This is a genomic window from Allobosea sp. GW823-FHT01F03, from assembly GCF_058798075.1.
Window position 1 is genome coordinate 1,131,375 of the sequence record NZ_CM179505.1, and the last position, 13,382, is coordinate 1,144,756.

Annotated in this window: 13 protein-coding genes; 1 reads left to right on the forward strand and 12 read right to left on the reverse strand. The window is 68.0% G+C overall.

Annotated features, from left to right (window positions below; genetic code table 11):
- Positions 1 to 14: 14 nt before the first annotated feature.
- The 12 genes from AC3RCC_RS05225 to AC3RCC_RS05280 form a co-directional block, all read right to left on the reverse strand.
- Complete coding sequence (locus tag AC3RCC_RS05225) at positions 15 to 920, reverse strand: TIGR01459 family HAD-type hydrolase (protein ID WP_291641745.1); 906 nt, start codon at positions 918 to 920, stop codon at positions 15 to 17.
- Positions 898 to 1,734 carry a phosphonate ABC transporter, permease protein PhnE gene (gene phnE / locus AC3RCC_RS05230; protein ID WP_492257823.1) on the reverse strand — a complete coding sequence of 279 codons (837 nt, stop codon included), beginning with the start codon at positions 1,732 to 1,734 and terminating at the stop codon, positions 898 to 900. The genes AC3RCC_RS05225 and phnE (AC3RCC_RS05230) overlap by 23 nt, the downstream gene beginning before the upstream one ends.
- Entirely contained in the window at positions 1,731 to 2,537 is an 807-nt protein-coding gene (phnE, locus tag AC3RCC_RS05235) for a phosphonate ABC transporter, permease protein PhnE (protein ID WP_291641743.1), read from the reverse strand. The genes phnE (AC3RCC_RS05230) and phnE (AC3RCC_RS05235) overlap by 4 nt, the downstream gene beginning before the upstream one ends.
- Complete coding sequence (phnC, locus tag AC3RCC_RS05240) at positions 2,534 to 3,373, reverse strand: phosphonate ABC transporter ATP-binding protein (RefSeq protein WP_291641742.1); 840 nt, start codon at positions 3,371 to 3,373, stop codon at positions 2,534 to 2,536. Before phnC ends, phnE (AC3RCC_RS05235) begins: the two co-directional genes overlap by 4 nt.
- Entirely contained in the window at positions 3,373 to 4,404 is a 1,032-nt protein-coding gene (phnD, locus tag AC3RCC_RS05245) for a phosphate/phosphite/phosphonate ABC transporter substrate-binding protein (protein ID WP_291641741.1), read from the reverse strand. Before phnD ends, phnC begins: the two co-directional genes overlap by 1 nt.
- A gap of 47 nt (positions 4,405 to 4,451) precedes the next feature.
- On the reverse strand, positions 4,452 to 5,237 hold the full coding sequence (locus AC3RCC_RS05250; RefSeq protein ID WP_492257824.1) for a DeoR/GlpR family DNA-binding transcription regulator: 786 nt from the start codon (positions 5,235 to 5,237) through the stop codon (positions 4,452 to 4,454).
- Between the two features lie 229 nt (positions 5,238 to 5,466).
- On the reverse strand, positions 5,467 to 6,369 hold the full coding sequence (locus AC3RCC_RS05255; protein WP_492257825.1) for a DUF6662 family protein: 903 nt from the start codon (positions 6,367 to 6,369) through the stop codon (positions 5,467 to 5,469).
- A gap of 267 nt (positions 6,370 to 6,636) precedes the next feature.
- Positions 6,637 to 7,887, reverse strand: coding sequence for a 5-aminolevulinate synthase (gene hemA, locus AC3RCC_RS05260; protein ID WP_492257826.1), 1,251 nt, complete (start codon positions 7,885 to 7,887; stop codon positions 6,637 to 6,639).
- 151 nt (positions 7,888 to 8,038) lie between these two features.
- Positions 8,039 to 9,274, reverse strand: coding sequence for a serine hydroxymethyltransferase (glyA, locus tag AC3RCC_RS05265; protein WP_492257827.1), 1,236 nt, complete (start codon positions 9,272 to 9,274; stop codon positions 8,039 to 8,041).
- Positions 9,271 to 10,089, reverse strand: a complete 819-nt coding sequence (locus AC3RCC_RS05270) for a glutamine amidotransferase (RefSeq protein WP_492257828.1) — start codon at positions 10,087 to 10,089, stop codon at positions 9,271 to 9,273. The genes glyA and AC3RCC_RS05270 overlap by 4 nt, the downstream gene beginning before the upstream one ends.
- A gap of 169 nt (positions 10,090 to 10,258) precedes the next feature.
- On the reverse strand, positions 10,259 to 10,957 hold the full coding sequence (locus AC3RCC_RS05275) for a phosphatidylserine decarboxylase (protein ID WP_492257829.1): 699 nt from the start codon (positions 10,955 to 10,957) through the stop codon (positions 10,259 to 10,261).
- Positions 10,958 to 11,021: 64 nt separating this feature from the next.
- Positions 11,022 to 11,735, reverse strand: coding sequence for a 2OG-Fe dioxygenase family protein (locus AC3RCC_RS05280; protein ID WP_492257830.1), 714 nt, complete (start codon positions 11,733 to 11,735; stop codon positions 11,022 to 11,024).
- A gap of 407 nt (positions 11,736 to 12,142) precedes the next feature.
- On the opposite strand from AC3RCC_RS05280, the gene AC3RCC_RS05285 reads away from it, so the two are divergent.
- Positions 12,143 to 13,345: a phosphoserine transaminase gene (locus AC3RCC_RS05285; protein WP_492257831.1), complete on the forward strand. Its 1,203-nt coding sequence runs from the start codon at positions 12,143 to 12,145 to the stop codon at positions 13,343 to 13,345.
- Positions 13,346 to 13,382: the final 37 nt, after the last annotated feature.

A 13,382-nucleotide genomic window follows, 5' to 3' on the forward strand; every position in this document is an offset into this window, starting at 1 on the left:
CCGGCGTTCCGGCTTCAATCCCACTGGAACCAGGGCAGCGCGAATTGCGGCGCCAGTCCTTCGCGCGCGAACAGGCGCCGGCAGCTCTCGGGCTCGACCTCGCCGGCCGCCGTCCAACGCAGCGCGCCGCGGTGGATGCCACCGGCGATGAAGGCGGCGTCGATACCGGCTGCCGCCGCGCCGGCGACGTCGTGCTCGAGCGAGTCGCCGATCGCCAGCAGGCGCGCGGCAGGGATGCCCGACAGGCGCAGGCAGGTCCGGTAGATCCGCGCATGCGGCTTGCCGTGATAATGCACCGTCCCGCCCATCGCCTCATAGGCTTGGGCGACGAGGCCCGGAGCCTCGTGGAGACGGCCATCGGCGTGGACGCGGTGGCGGTCGGGATTGGCGCAGATCATCGGGATGCCGCGGGTGGCGGCGCGTGCGAGCAGGGGCTGCCAGCCGGCGACGGACTGGGCCGGCGGTTCCATGCTCATCAGCAGGATGAAATCGGCGGCGTCCGGATCGTCGGTCGGCGTCAGCCCGAGGCCGTCGGCGAGGCGCTCCTCGCCCGGCCGCACCAGCAGCAGGCAGTTGCGGCCAGGCTCGCGATAGGCCGGCTCGCCGCCCGCCATCAGAGCGTCGCGCGCATCGTCCCCGGCCGAGACGACGTGATCGTAGAGTGCGCGGGGGAAGCCCAGCCGCGCCAGCGTCGCCTCGTTCTCGCTGCCGGGCTTGCCTGAATTCGAGAGGATGATCACCGTCTTGCCGGCCTGCCGGATGCGCTCGAGACAGGAGAGCGCTTTCGGATAGGGTGCGCTACCATCATGCAGAACGCCCCATTGGTCGAGCAGGAAGCCGTCATAGCGCGAGGCCAGAGCGCCGATGCCGGCCGGGAAATCGGTGAGGCTGCGCCGCTCAGACGATGCGTGAACGGACATAGGCGGAGAGCGCTTCGCTGATGATGACGATGCCGAGGATGGCGATCAGGATGACGATGGCCTGCGACCAGGCGAACTGGTTGATCGAGGCATAGAGCAGGAGGCCGATGCCGCCGGCGCCGACGAAGCCGAGCACGCTGGATTCCCGGACATTGATGTCCCAGCGATAGATCGTCGTGCCGATCAGAACGGGCAGGATCTGCGGCAGGATCGCCACCGCATAGACCTGGAAGGTGCGGGCGCCGGAGGCCTCGACCGCCTCGATCTGACCGGCGTCGACCTCCTCGATCGCCTCGGCGACGAGCTTGGCGATGAAGCCGACCGAGCGCGCCGCCACCGCACAGATGCCGGCGACCGGACCCGGACCGAAGATGGCGACGAAGAGCAGGCCCCAGATCACCGTGTTGATCGAGCGCGAGAGCACCAGCATGGCGCGGCCGATCAGCCAGGTGCCATGGTTCAGCGTGGTGTTGCGCGCCGCCAGGAAGGCGACGGGCAGCGCGAAGACCACCGCGATCATCGTGCCGAGCGTCGCGATATGCAGCGTCTCGATCAGCGGCTGGATGATGCGCGGGAAATAGGACCAGCGTGGCGGCCACATGCGTGCGATCAGGTCGGCCGCCTGCTCATGTGCATCGGCGAAGAAGGCCCATTCGATGTCGAGCGCCGAGACCGACCAGGCGGCGGCGAACGCGATGCCGCCGAGCCAGAGCCAGTGGACGAGGCGCTCCTTGAACGAATAGCGCTCCCAGCTGTCGGGGTAGAGGCGGGCCGGCACCGGCGTGCCGCGCGGCTCGGGCTGATGCACGGTCATCTCAGTCTCCGCCGTGCCCAGTCGCTGAACCATTCGCCGAAGGCGACCATGGCGGCGATGGTCAAAAGGATGGCGCTGGCGAAGTCGAAATCATAGCGCGAGAACGAGGCCGAGAGGGTCTGGCCGATGCCGCCGGCGCCGACGATGCCGATCACGGTCGAATGGCGCAGATTGGAATCGAGCCGGTAGATCAGCACGCCCAGCGTCTTGACCAGGACCTGCGGCACCACGGCGTAGCCGAAGATCTGGCCGAAGCTGGCGCCGGTCGCCCGGATCGCCTCGACCGGGCCGGGCTTCATGTTCTCGATGTCCTCGGCCAGCATCTTGCCGAGGAAGATCGCCGAGGAGAAGGCGAGCGTCAGCAGCCCGGCGACCGGGCCGAAGCCGAAGAGCTTGACGAAGAAGATTGCGATGATGACCTCGTGGAAGGTCCGGCCGACCACGATCAGCCCGCGCGCCGCGAGATAGAGCGGGCGCGGCGAGAGATTGGCCGCGGCGGCGATGCCGATCGGGATCGAGAGCACCGCGCCGACGATGGTCGCGGCGATGGCGATCTGCACGCTCTCGACCATGCCGGTGAGCAAGAGCTGCCAGCGGCTGAAATCCGGCGGGACCATCCGCTCCAGGATGTTCCAGGCCCGCGGCAGGCCGGCGAGGATGCGGGCCGTATCGACGTTTAGCGTCGACAGAGACCAGGTGAGATAGGCCGCGAGCGCGAGCCAGAAGGCGAGGCGGCGCCCCGGGCTGCCGAAGATGCTCGGCGCGCGCCACTGGCTCGGGTAGCTGGAAGCCGGAGCGCTCACGGCCGCATGCCGATCAGCGCGGGTTCGTCATCATCCTCGCTCGGTGCGGGAGCCCAGTCCTCGGCGCCGTAGATCTCGGTCAGCGCCGCTTCGGTGAGCGCCGAAGCCTCGGCGTCGAAGACGACGATGCCGTCGCGCAGGCCAATGATCCGGTCGGCATAGGCGCGGGCGAGGGCGACGTCGTGGATGTTGATGATCGCCGGCGTCTGGCGCTCGGCGACGAGCTCGCGCACCAGCCGCATGATCTGGCGCGAGGTCTTGGGGTCGAGGCTCGCGGTCGGCTCGTCGAGCAGAAGCAGGTCCGGCCGCTGCATCAGAGCGCGGGCGATGCCGACACGCTGGCGCTGGCCGCCGGAGAGCGCATCGGCGCGCTGGTTGTGATAGCCGTCGAGCCCGACGCGGTCGAGCAGGGCGAAGGCGGCCTGGATGTCCTCCGGCGGAAAGCGCCAGCGCAGCGAGGCGAGGAGCCCGACATAGCCGAGCCGCCCGGAGAGCACGTTCTGCATCACGCTCAGCCGCTCGACCAGGTTGTATTCCTGAAAGATCATGCCGATGCGGCGCCGGGCGGCGCGCAGGCCCTTGCGGTCGAGCGCGACGATGTCCTCGCCGTTGAGGAGGATGCGCCCGGCCGTCGGTTCGACCAGCCGGTTGATGCAGCGGATGAAGGTGCTCTTGCCGGCGCCGGAGGAGCCGATCACCGCGACGAGCTGCGGCCGGTCGATCACCACGTCGATGCCGCCGAGCGCCTTCTTGCCGGTCGGGTAGACCTTGGTCAGCCCTTCGACGGCGAGGAGCGGCGAGACGCCGCCAGCCGCCGCATGGAAGCCTTGAGACATCAGTCGCCCTTCAGCTTGGCCAGGCCGTCCTGAGTATAGCTGATGCCGCTCTCGCGCTGGATGACGATGATGTCCGACCAGGCGGCCTTGTAGCTCAGCTCCTTGAAGCCCTTGGTGTCCTTAAACTCCTTGGCGAGCCCGGACTTCAGGAAGTCGAAGGAGAGGAAGGCTTCCTTGATCTTGGCCTGGAGCTCCGGGTTGAGGTCATGGGCGATGCCGAAGGCGGTGCGCGGGAAGGGCGCGGATTCGTAGACGATGCGGACGTCGTCGCGCTTGAACATGCCGCGATCGGCCATGCGCTCGAGCACGCTGGAGGCGATGGGGGCGGCGTCATAGTCCTTGTTGACCACGCCCATGATCGAATTGTCATGCTTGCCGGAATAGAGGACCTCGTAGTCCTTGCCGGGCACGATGCCCTTTTCCTTGAACAGGATGCGCGGCGCGGTGTCGCCGGAATTCGAGGAGGGCGCGACATGGGCGACGCGCTTGCCCTTGAGGTCGGCGATCGACTGGATCGGGCTGCCCTTCGGCACGATCAGCTGCAGGGTGTAGCCGATCGAGTTGTCATGCTTTTCCATCGCCACGATCGGCCGGAAGCCGGCGAGATTGACCGCGAAGGGCGTCGGCCCGCTGGCGACGCCGGCGATATGCAGGCGGCCGGAGCGCATCGCCTCGACCTGCGCCGCATAGGATTCGGCGCCGAACCATTTGACCTTCTTGCCGGTGACCTTGGTGAGATGGGCCAGGAAGTCGGCGAAGACGTTCTCGTAAACCGACGGGTCCTCGACCGGCGTATAGGAGAAGATCAGCGTGTCGGGATCCTTCTGCCGCGCCTTGTCGGCCGGGATGTCGGCGAGCAGATCGCCATCGGCGTCGCAATAGCGGGCATCGAGCGTGCCGCGATTGGGGCAATTCTGAGCCTGTGCCGGGCTGGCCAGGCCGAAGCCGAGCGCGATCAGGCAAAGTGACGCGATCTTGGCGCGCAGCATGGCAACCTCCCTGGAGTGCAGCGCTCCGTTGATCGGGCGCATGTAAGATTTCTTACATCCTGATCAAAATTGGCCGGCTAAGCAAGGCTTCACGTGACCAGCCAGTGGATACCCGTGCGTTGCCAGGCGGCGCACAGGCGCGCCGGCGGCTCGGCGTCGGTGACGATCATGCCGAACGCCCTGGGATCGGCGATCCGCGCCGTGCCCGTCTGGTCGAATTTGGAGCTGTCCGCCACGCCGAGGACCATGCCGGCACGGCTGATCGCGGCCTGGCGGACAGCGATCTTCTCGAGGTCGAAATCCATCGGCGCGCCATCATCGTCGAAGCCGCCAAATCCCAGCACGGCATAGTCGAAGCGTAAGCCCATGATGCAGGCGACCGCTGCCTCGCCGACCAGAGAGCCATTGGCGCCGCGGGTGCTGCCGCCGGTGACAGCCACGTCGAAAACGCCGTGCTGGCATAGGATCTGCGCAACCGAGACGCTGGCGGTGACGATCCGCAGGTCGGGCTTGCCGACAAGGGCTCGCGCTACGGCCTCGACCGTCGTGCCGACATCGAGAAAGATCGAGGCGCCGGCCGGTACGATCCCGGCGACGGCTGTAGCGATGCGCTGCTTGCCTTGCGGCGAGACCGTCAGCTTCTGGGCATAGGCCGAGCGAAAGCCGCCCGTGGCGAGACCGGCGCCGCCATGGAAGCGTTGCAGGTAATTGCCGGCCTGCAATTGGATGATGTCCCGGCGCACCGTCTGGGCGGAAACGCCGAAGCGCTCGGCGAGCGTCTCGATGGTGCTGAAGCCGACCTGTTGGACGATCGCCAGGATCTGCTGCTGGCGCGGCGTCAGCGCGCTGGTCTCGCGAATGTCTGGGCTGGTCATGGGAGCCGGCAATCCCCTTGGCTTGGGCGTCGCAGACCCGGCCGCGGCGGGCCGCCGCGAGGGGAACGGCGTCATCGAGACCCGTACGACGCCGCTTGTCCAGTCCGGGACCGCCACGCCGGGCGGTGGCGTGCCGTTCTTTCGTCCACGGCACGACCATGCGCTCCGCGACCCGGCGCGGGGCTCGTCTCCCGCCAGCGCGTGTGGCCCGTGAAATCGGGCCGGCCTGTCAGAAAGTCCAGCCGATATCCATCTGCACGAGGTGGCGGCTGAAATTGGTCAGGTCGAGCCGGCCGGGCTGGCCTCTCTCCTCGCCATAGACCTGGACGTTGTAGGCTAGCGAGATGGCGAGCTGGTCGGTCGCCTGCCAGTAGATGCCCGGGCCGACGAAAGTGGCGTGCCCGGCGAGCTTGCCGAAGCCGAGCGTGTCGTGCTGGCGCATATGGCGCACTTCGCCGCTGAGATAGACATCCTCGACGACCTGCCAGGCGAGCGCGCCGCCGATGGTGAAAGTGGAGGCCCGTTCATGCGGCGAGGGGCCAGACCAGATCAGGTTGTGCGAGAGGTTGAAGGCGGCATGGAGCGTGCCGGGGATGAGGACCTTGTCGGCCAGCACGCGCATGGTGGTGTTGTAGGTCGAGAAGCGGCCCTCGCCATGGCTCTCGTTGCGCTCGAGCCCGGCATCGATGCCCATGGTCAGGCCGAAGCCGTGCCGGCCATGGTTGAGCAGGCGATAGCGCGCCTCGAAGCCGCCGCCATAGGCTTTGTCCTTGAGCCCCTGGCGCTCGATCTGCGAGCGTGTCGTGCCACCGAGCAGATAGGGGCTGACTTCCAGGCAGGGCAGCAAGCCATAGGAGCCCTGCAGCATCGCGCCGCGGCCCAGAGAGCGGCCGCGGCGGACGCCGCCATCGGCATTGAGCGTCAGGCCGAGGCTGCCGCGGCCGAGATCGGCGATGCCGGAGCCGTCGGTGAAGCCGAAGGCGTCGGTCGGAGCGTCATCGTCGCTATCGCAGACCGAGCTCGCCGCCTTCGGATCGGGCCTGCCTTCGATCGCCTGCGCCGGAGCGAGCATGGAGAGGGTGATCGCGAGGCCGGTAGCCAATGCGCCTAGGGAGGAAAGGAAGTTCGACAAGATCGTGCACTCGCCATGTCAGCCAGAAAGCCTGCCATGGCCGATACGCTCCTAAACCGGCGTGAAGATCACTGCGTCGGATACCGGATCGGGTCGCATTTCGCCTCATTTTGGTCGTCGAGGTTAACGGATCTCTCTCAACCTCCGCAGCCTTGTCGCGATCGCAACTGATGCGCGCCGATCGCTTGGAGCGACCGTCCCGGGCGCGGGCACCGCCGTCCCGGACGCATCTTCGACCAAGCCGTGCCGGCCATCCGGCCGGGGCGGTCAGGCCGCCCCGATCTCCGTCAGCCGGCTCATCTGGCTGCGGGTCCAGCGCGGGACATCGTTGCGCTGCCAGACCTGCGAGAGCGCATCCAGGAAGGCGGCCTCGTCCTCATCGGTGTGGAACGGGTTGGGTGTGACGCGCAGCCGCTCCGTTCCGCGTGGAACGGTGGGGTAGTTGATCGGCTGCACATAGATCCCGTGCTGCTCCATCAATTCGTCGGTCAGGTGCTTGGCGAGGCCGGCATCGCCGATCATGACCGGCAGGATATGGCTCGGGCTCGGCAGGACGGGGAGCTCCAATGCCTCCAGCCCGGCCTTGACCGAACGCACCCGGCGGTGAAGCGTCTCGCGCTCGACGGAGCTGGACTTCAGATGCCCGATCGCGGCGCGGACACCGGCGACTGTCGCCGGCGGCAGCGCCGTCGAGAAGATGAAGCCGGGCGCATGGCTGCGGACGAAATCGACGACCTCCATCCTGCCGGCGATATAGCCGCCGATCGCGCCAAAACCCTTGCTGAGCGTGCCCTGGACGATGTCGATCCGACTCATCAGGCTTTCCGCCTCGGCGATACCCCCGCCACGGGGGCCGTAGAGGCCGACGCTGTGAACCTCGTCGAGATAGGTCAGGGCGTTGTAGCGCTCGGCGAGATCGCAGATCGCCGCCATGGGCGCGAAGTCGCCATCCATGGAATAGCAGCTCTCGAAGCAGATCAGCTTCGGCCGGCCGGGCTCGATCGCCTTCAGCTTGCGCTCGAGATCCTCGACGTCATTGTGGCGGAACAGCTTCTTGGCGACGCCGGAACGGCGGATGCCCTCGATCATCGAGGCATGGTTCAGCGTGTCCGAGAGGACCACGCAATCCGGCAGCAGCTTGCCGAGCGTCGAGAGGGCGGCGTCATTGGCGGCATAGCCCGAGGTGAAGACGAGGGCGGCTTCCTTGGCGTGGAGATCGGCCAGGTCTTCCTCCAGCCGGACATGCTCATGGCTGGTGCCGGAGATGTTGCGCGTGCCGCCCGCACCGGCCCCGAAGCTCGACAGGGCATTGCGGGCCGCGTCGAGCACGGCCGGATGAACGCTCATCCCGAGATAGTCGTTCGAGCACCAGATCGTCACCGGCCGCTGGACGCGGTGGTCATAGGCGCGGATCGGGTTGCCGGGCAGGCGCTCGAGATTGGCGAAGACGCGATAGCGCCTTTCGCGTTTCAGGCTGTCCAGCGCGCCGCTGAAGAAGCGGGAGTAATCGAAATCCATCGTCTCGCCATATGCTTGGCGGCGCCCGTCATGACGCGGCGGGCTCCGCTTGGTTGTGCCGGTGCTCCGGTGCCTGCGACCGCAGCGACCGGTGTGAAGGCATTGCGTCTCCGGCAGGCGCGGCGGCGTTCCGGCCGCCATCGGCTTCAGGTCAGGCCGTGACGGGATGGGCGTCGGTCAGACGCCGGATCTCCGCCCTGATCGCGGGCTCGTCGAGGGTTTCGCCGCGCGCGCCGCGCAGGACGGCGAGGATGAGCTCGCCGACTGCGCGGAAGGTCTCGGCGTCGAAGCCGCGCGAGGTTCCGGCGGGCGTGCCGAAGCGGATGCCGGAGGTGATGGTCGGCGGCTGGGGGTCGTAGGGCACGGTGTTCTTGTTGGCGGTCAGGCCGAACCGCTCCAGAGCCTCGACGGCGACCTTGCCGGAAATGCCGAAGGGCTGGAGGTCGACCAGGAGCAGATGGCAGTCGGTGCCGCCGGTGACGAGCCGCAGCCCGCCGGCGCTGAGCGTCTCGGCGAGGGCCCGGGCATTCTCGACGACAGCCCCGGAGTAATCCGCGAAGGAGGGCTGCAGAGCTTCGTGAAATGCCGCGGCCTTGCCGGCGATGACATGCATGAGGGGACCGCCCTGCGTGCCCGGGAAGACGGCCTTGTCGATCTTCCTGGCGATCTCGGCATCATTGGTCAGGACGAGCCCGCCGCGCGGCCCGCGCAGCGTCTTGTGCGTGGTCGAGGTCACGACATGCGCGTGCGGAACCGGATCGGGATAGAGCCCGGTCGCGATCAGCCCGGCATAATGCGCGACATCGGCGACGAGATAGGCGCCGACCTCGTCGGCGATGGCGCGCATCCGGGCAAAATCGATGGCGCGCGGATAGGCGGAGCCGCCGGCGAAGATCAGGCGCGGCCGGCTCTCCCTGGCGATGCGCGCCATCTCCTCATAGTCGATGAGCTCATCGTCCCTGCGCACTGCATAGGGCACGACCTCGAACCAGCGGCCGGACAGGCTGACCGGCGAGCCATGGGTGAGATGGCCGCCGCAGGACAGGTCCAGGCCCATGATCCTGTCGCCCGGCTTCAGCAGCGCGAAGAGAACGGCGATGTTGGCGTTGGCGCCGGAATGCGGCTGGACATTGGCGAAGGCCGCGCCGAACAGCTCGCAGATCCGCTCGATCGCCAGCTGCTCGACCTTGTCGACCGCTTCGCAGCCGCCGTAATAGCGGCGGCCCGGATAGCCCTCGGCATATTTGTTGGTCAGGAGCGAGCCCTGGGCGGCGCGGACCGCCCGGCTGACGATGTTCTCCGAGGCGATCAATTCGATATGGCGGTGTTGACGCTCAGCTTCTTCGGCCAGCGCAGCCGAAAGCGCGGGATCGGGTAGATCGTTCATTCAGACAGTCCTTCGAGCCAATCCGCCAGCATCTGCCGGGCGGCCTCGCGCAGAGCCGGGCCGAAACGCTCGGCATCCGCACGCAGATTTCGGGGAGCGATCCCGGCCGCCGCCAGCTCGACGGCATGGCCGACCAGCCAGCGCTCGATTCCGGCGCAGGCATTGACCTCGGGATGGAATTGCAGGCCGAGGACATTGCGGCCAAGCGCGAAGCCCTGCGTCGCGCAGAGCGGCGTCGCGGCGAGATTGTCCGCGCCCTCGGGGATTTCGAATGCGTCGCCGTGCCAGTGCAGCACCGGGACACCGTCGAGATGGCGCAGCGGGCCGGCGCGGCCGGCCGCCGTCAGGATCAGCTCCGAGAAGCCGATCTCCTTGACGCCGCTCGGCGCCACCTTTGCGCCGAGCGTCGCGGCGATCTGCTGGGCGCCGAGGCAGATGCCCAGGGTCGGCAGGTTCGACGCCAGGCGTGCGGCGAGAATCCGCCGCTCCTGCCTGAGGAAAGGGTAGGTCTCGTCCTCGTAGACGCCGACCGGGCCGCCGAGGACCACGAGCAGCTCGGGCAGGAGCGGGTCGAGCGTCCAAAGCTCGTTCACGTCGAGGTCGTAGTAATGGATGCGATAGCCGCGTGCCGTCAGCACCGCCTCGAAGGTGCCGAGATCCTCGAAATCGAGATGCCGGATGACGATCGCGGTCTTCAGCGTGGCTGGAACTCTCCTGGGCGCTGCGGCCATCGACAGGTCCTTCACGATCGGGATGCGCGCTTGCGGGTTCGGGCCCAGCGCTAGATCGCCGCGCGTCCGTTCGGACGCGGTCACGGTGATCTATCTCGTTGTTATTGCATCGGAGTTTCCCGAAAAGTGGATTCCACTTTTCGGTCCGATGCTATAGAGCACGCCAGGTGCTGCAGGGCGTGCCGGGTTCGCGAAGGCGGCTGGGCCGGCTCTCGGCGTTGCCGCCGGCTGGCGGCCTCGAAGGCGGGCGGGGTCAGGTGGTCCGGAACACGCGCTGCGTTTTGGCGGCGCTCAGATCCGCGAGCGGGGTCTCGCCGGCGACGGCGCGCTGGCCGACCGCGACGAGCACATCGCTGCCGACGGGCATATAGACGTCGAGCCTCGAGCCGAAGCGGATCAGGCCGAAGCGCTCGCCGACGGCGAGTTCGTCGTCCGGCGCGACCCAGTGGACGATGCGGCGCGCGATCAGGCCGGCGATCTGGACGACGGCGATCGGGCCGTGGGCCGAGGAGATCGCCAGGGCATTGCGTTCATTATGCTCGCTCGCCTTGTCGAGATCGGCGTTGACGAAACGGCCCGGCGTATAGGCGATGCGGCTGACCCGTCCGGCGATCGGCATGCGATTCACATGGCAGTCGAAAATGCTCATGAACACGGAGACCCGCAGCATCGGTTGCGCCGGAAGCTGGAGTTCGGGCGGTGGCAGGACCTCGACGATCATGCTGACGCGGCCATCTGCGGGAGAGACGATCAGCTCGGCCGATTGCGGCGTCGTGCGCGGGGGATCGCGGAAGAAGTGGATGACCCAGCCGGTGATGATGGCGGCGATCCAGGCGAGGGCGCTCGAGACGAAACCGGCGGCGATGGTGAGGATCAGGCCGATGGCGATGAAGGGGTAGCCGGCGCGATGGACCGGAACGAGGCTGCTGCGGATGGAGGCGACGATACTCACGAAAGGCGTTCCTCGAGGCAATCGAACAGTCGGGCGAGCGGCCTTGGCTGCGGGGTGCGCAGGATCAGGAATTCCATTCGGTGGTCTTTCTGAACGTCATGAGGAGGATGTCCCAGTGGCCGGCCAGCGCCCCCTTGCGCGGGAGGATCGGCGTGATGCCGAGCCTGACGCGGCGGGGGTCGAGAATGAGGGCTTCGAGGGGCCGCCCGAGGGACAGGGCGGCGATCCTGGTGCCGCCTGGCGCGACAAGCTGCGCCATGCCGCCGGCTATGCCGGAGCGTTTGACGGCGAGCACGACGATCCGCTCGTGGGCCTGGCAATGCAGGGCCCGGAGCGAAGTGCTGGTCCTGTCCGGCCCGGTTTCGACGCGGAGCTGATGCATTGCGACATGCCAGAGGCTGGCGGCGTCGGCGACGCTGAAAGTCGTTCGCGCGAGCTGCAGGAGTGCGTTGATCAGCGCACCGCTGGTGGCATCGGCCGCCATCGGCGCCACCCCGGTTCCGATCTCACTCGGGAACCGCAAGCGCTCGCCATCCTGAGATTGCGATCTCGGCGTCCGGCGCCAGATGAAATTCTGGCCGATGAGGAAGACCGCGCCACGTCGCCGCGCAGAGCCGCCATTGGCGGCGATGCCTTCCTCGGTGGGTAGAAGCTCCCAGCTCGCTCTCAGGCGCGACCATTCGGACAGCGGTCCCAAGCCGAGCGAGGCGCGCATGCGGGCGCTGGACATGCGCACGAAACCGAGCTTGTCCAGTTCCTGCGCGAGCTGGCCGGGCATTTCCGGAGCGCGCCTGCCCGCGGTTTGCGATGCGGCGGAGCCGTCCGGCCCGGGCGCGCCTCGCGATCGGGAGCGGGGTGACCGGGCCGGGCGCGTGAGGACCGGCAGAGGCGGCGGACGGGTCGCAGTCAAGCTGAACAGGCTCCATCTCCGGAGGAACACGCTCGATGGCTAGGAGCGCAGTGGCCCGGCAGACAGGTCCGGTTTGCAGAAATGCGAGGAGCCGGTTTTGCGGGCCGCCTCGGCTCCGGCACCGAACCGGCCCAGCGCCGCGTTGTGATCCGGCGCTTCAATCCGCCCGGCGCCCAGTCGAATCTCGGCTTCTCCCATGAGCCCGCGGCCCGGTCGGCAGATCGCCGGGCGGCAGCGGCGCTCCGCGCCGCCCGAGCCGCTCAAAAGGCAGACACGTGTCCAATCAGCCGATCAAGCCGACCGAACGTCCGCGCAATCCGCATTTCTCGTCGGGCCCCTCCGCCAAGCGCCATGGCTGGGGGCCGGCGGTGTTGAGCGAGGCCCTCATCGGCCGCTCGCATCGATCGGTGCCCGGTAAGGCCAAGCTCGCCGAGGTGATCGGCCGGACGCGCGCCATTCTGGGCGTGCCGGAGGATTATCGCATCGCCATCGTTCCCGCCTCGGATACCGGTGCGGTCGAGATGGCGCTGTGGTCGCTGCTCGGGCCGCGCGGCGTCGATGTCCTCGCCTGGGAGAGCTTCGGGCAGGAATGGGTGAGCGACATCACCACGCAGCTTCGGATCGCGGACACCCGCGTGATGACCGCCGCCTATGGCGCGTTGCCCGATCTCGCGCAGGTCGATGCCGCGCGCGACGTCGTCCTCACCTGGAACGGCACGACCTCGGGCGTGCGCGTGCCGAATGGCGACTGGATCGCCGATGATCGCGCCGGGCTGACGATCTGCGATGCGACCTCGGCCGCTTTCGCCATGGACCTACCCTGGCGCAAGCTCGATGTCGTCACCTGGTCCTGGCAGAAGGTGCTCGGCGGCGAAGGCGCCCATGGCATGCTGGTGCTCGGCCCGCGTGCGGTCGAGCGGCTCGAGAGCCATGTGCCGCCCTGGCCGATGCCCAAGCTTTTCCGCATGACCAAGGGCGGCAGGCTGATCGAGACGATCTTTGAAGGCGAGACCATCAATACGCCCTCCCTGCTGGCGGTGGAGGATGCGATCGACGGGCTGGCCTGGGCCGAGGCGCTCGGTGGGCTGCCCGCGCTGATCAGGCGCTGCGAGGGCAATCTCGCCATCGTCTCGGATTGGGTGCAGCGTAGCGCATGGGCCGGGTTCCTGGCGCAGAGCGCCGAGACGCGGTCCTGCACCGCGCTCTGTCTCCAGATCGTTGCGCCGGAAGTGCGGGCGCTCGACGCGGCCGAGCAGGGACGCTTCGTGTCGAGGATGGTCGGGCTGCTCGATCGGGAGGGGGTGGCTTACGATATCGGCGCCTACCGCGCGGCGCCACCCGGGCTGAGGCTCTGGGGCGGGGCGACGGTCGAGAACGCCGATATGAAGGCGGTGCTGCCCTGGCTCGATTGGGCTTATGAGACGGTCCGCCTCGACGGGGTGCCCGGCCGACCGGTCCCGGCAGCGGCGCTCGCCTGAGCCGATGATCGCCCTGTCCGCCACCGAGGTCGGAAGC

Excerpts from the sequence above, each read along its gene's own strand:
- AC3RCC_RS05225 (WP_291641745.1), bottom strand. The coding sequence starts at position 920 with ATGTCCGTTCACGCATCGTCTGAGCGGCGCAGCCTCACCGATTTCCCG.
- phnE (WP_492257823.1), bottom strand. The coding sequence starts at position 1,734 with ATGACCGTGCATCAGCCCGAGCCGCGCGGCACGCCGGTGCCGGCCCGC.
- phnC (WP_291641742.1), bottom strand. The coding sequence starts at position 3,373 with ATGTCTCAAGGCTTCCATGCGGCGGCTGGCGGCGTCTCGCCGCTCCTC.
- phnD (WP_291641741.1), bottom strand. The coding sequence starts at position 4,404 with ATGCGCCCGATCAACGGAGCGCTGCACTCCAGGGAGGTTGCCATGCTG.
- AC3RCC_RS05250 (WP_492257824.1), bottom strand. The coding sequence starts at position 5,237 with ATGACCAGCCCAGACATTCGCGAGACCAGCGCGCTGACGCCGCGCCAG.
- hemA (WP_492257826.1), bottom strand. The coding sequence starts at position 7,887 with ATGGATTTCGATTACTCCCGCTTCTTCAGCGGCGCGCTGGACAGCCTG.
- glyA (WP_492257827.1), bottom strand. The coding sequence starts at position 9,274 with ATGAACGATCTACCCGATCCCGCGCTTTCGGCTGCGCTGGCCGAAGAA.
- AC3RCC_RS05280 (WP_492257830.1), bottom strand. The coding sequence starts at position 11,735 with ATGCCCGGCCAGCTCGCGCAGGAACTGGACAAGCTCGGTTTCGTGCGC.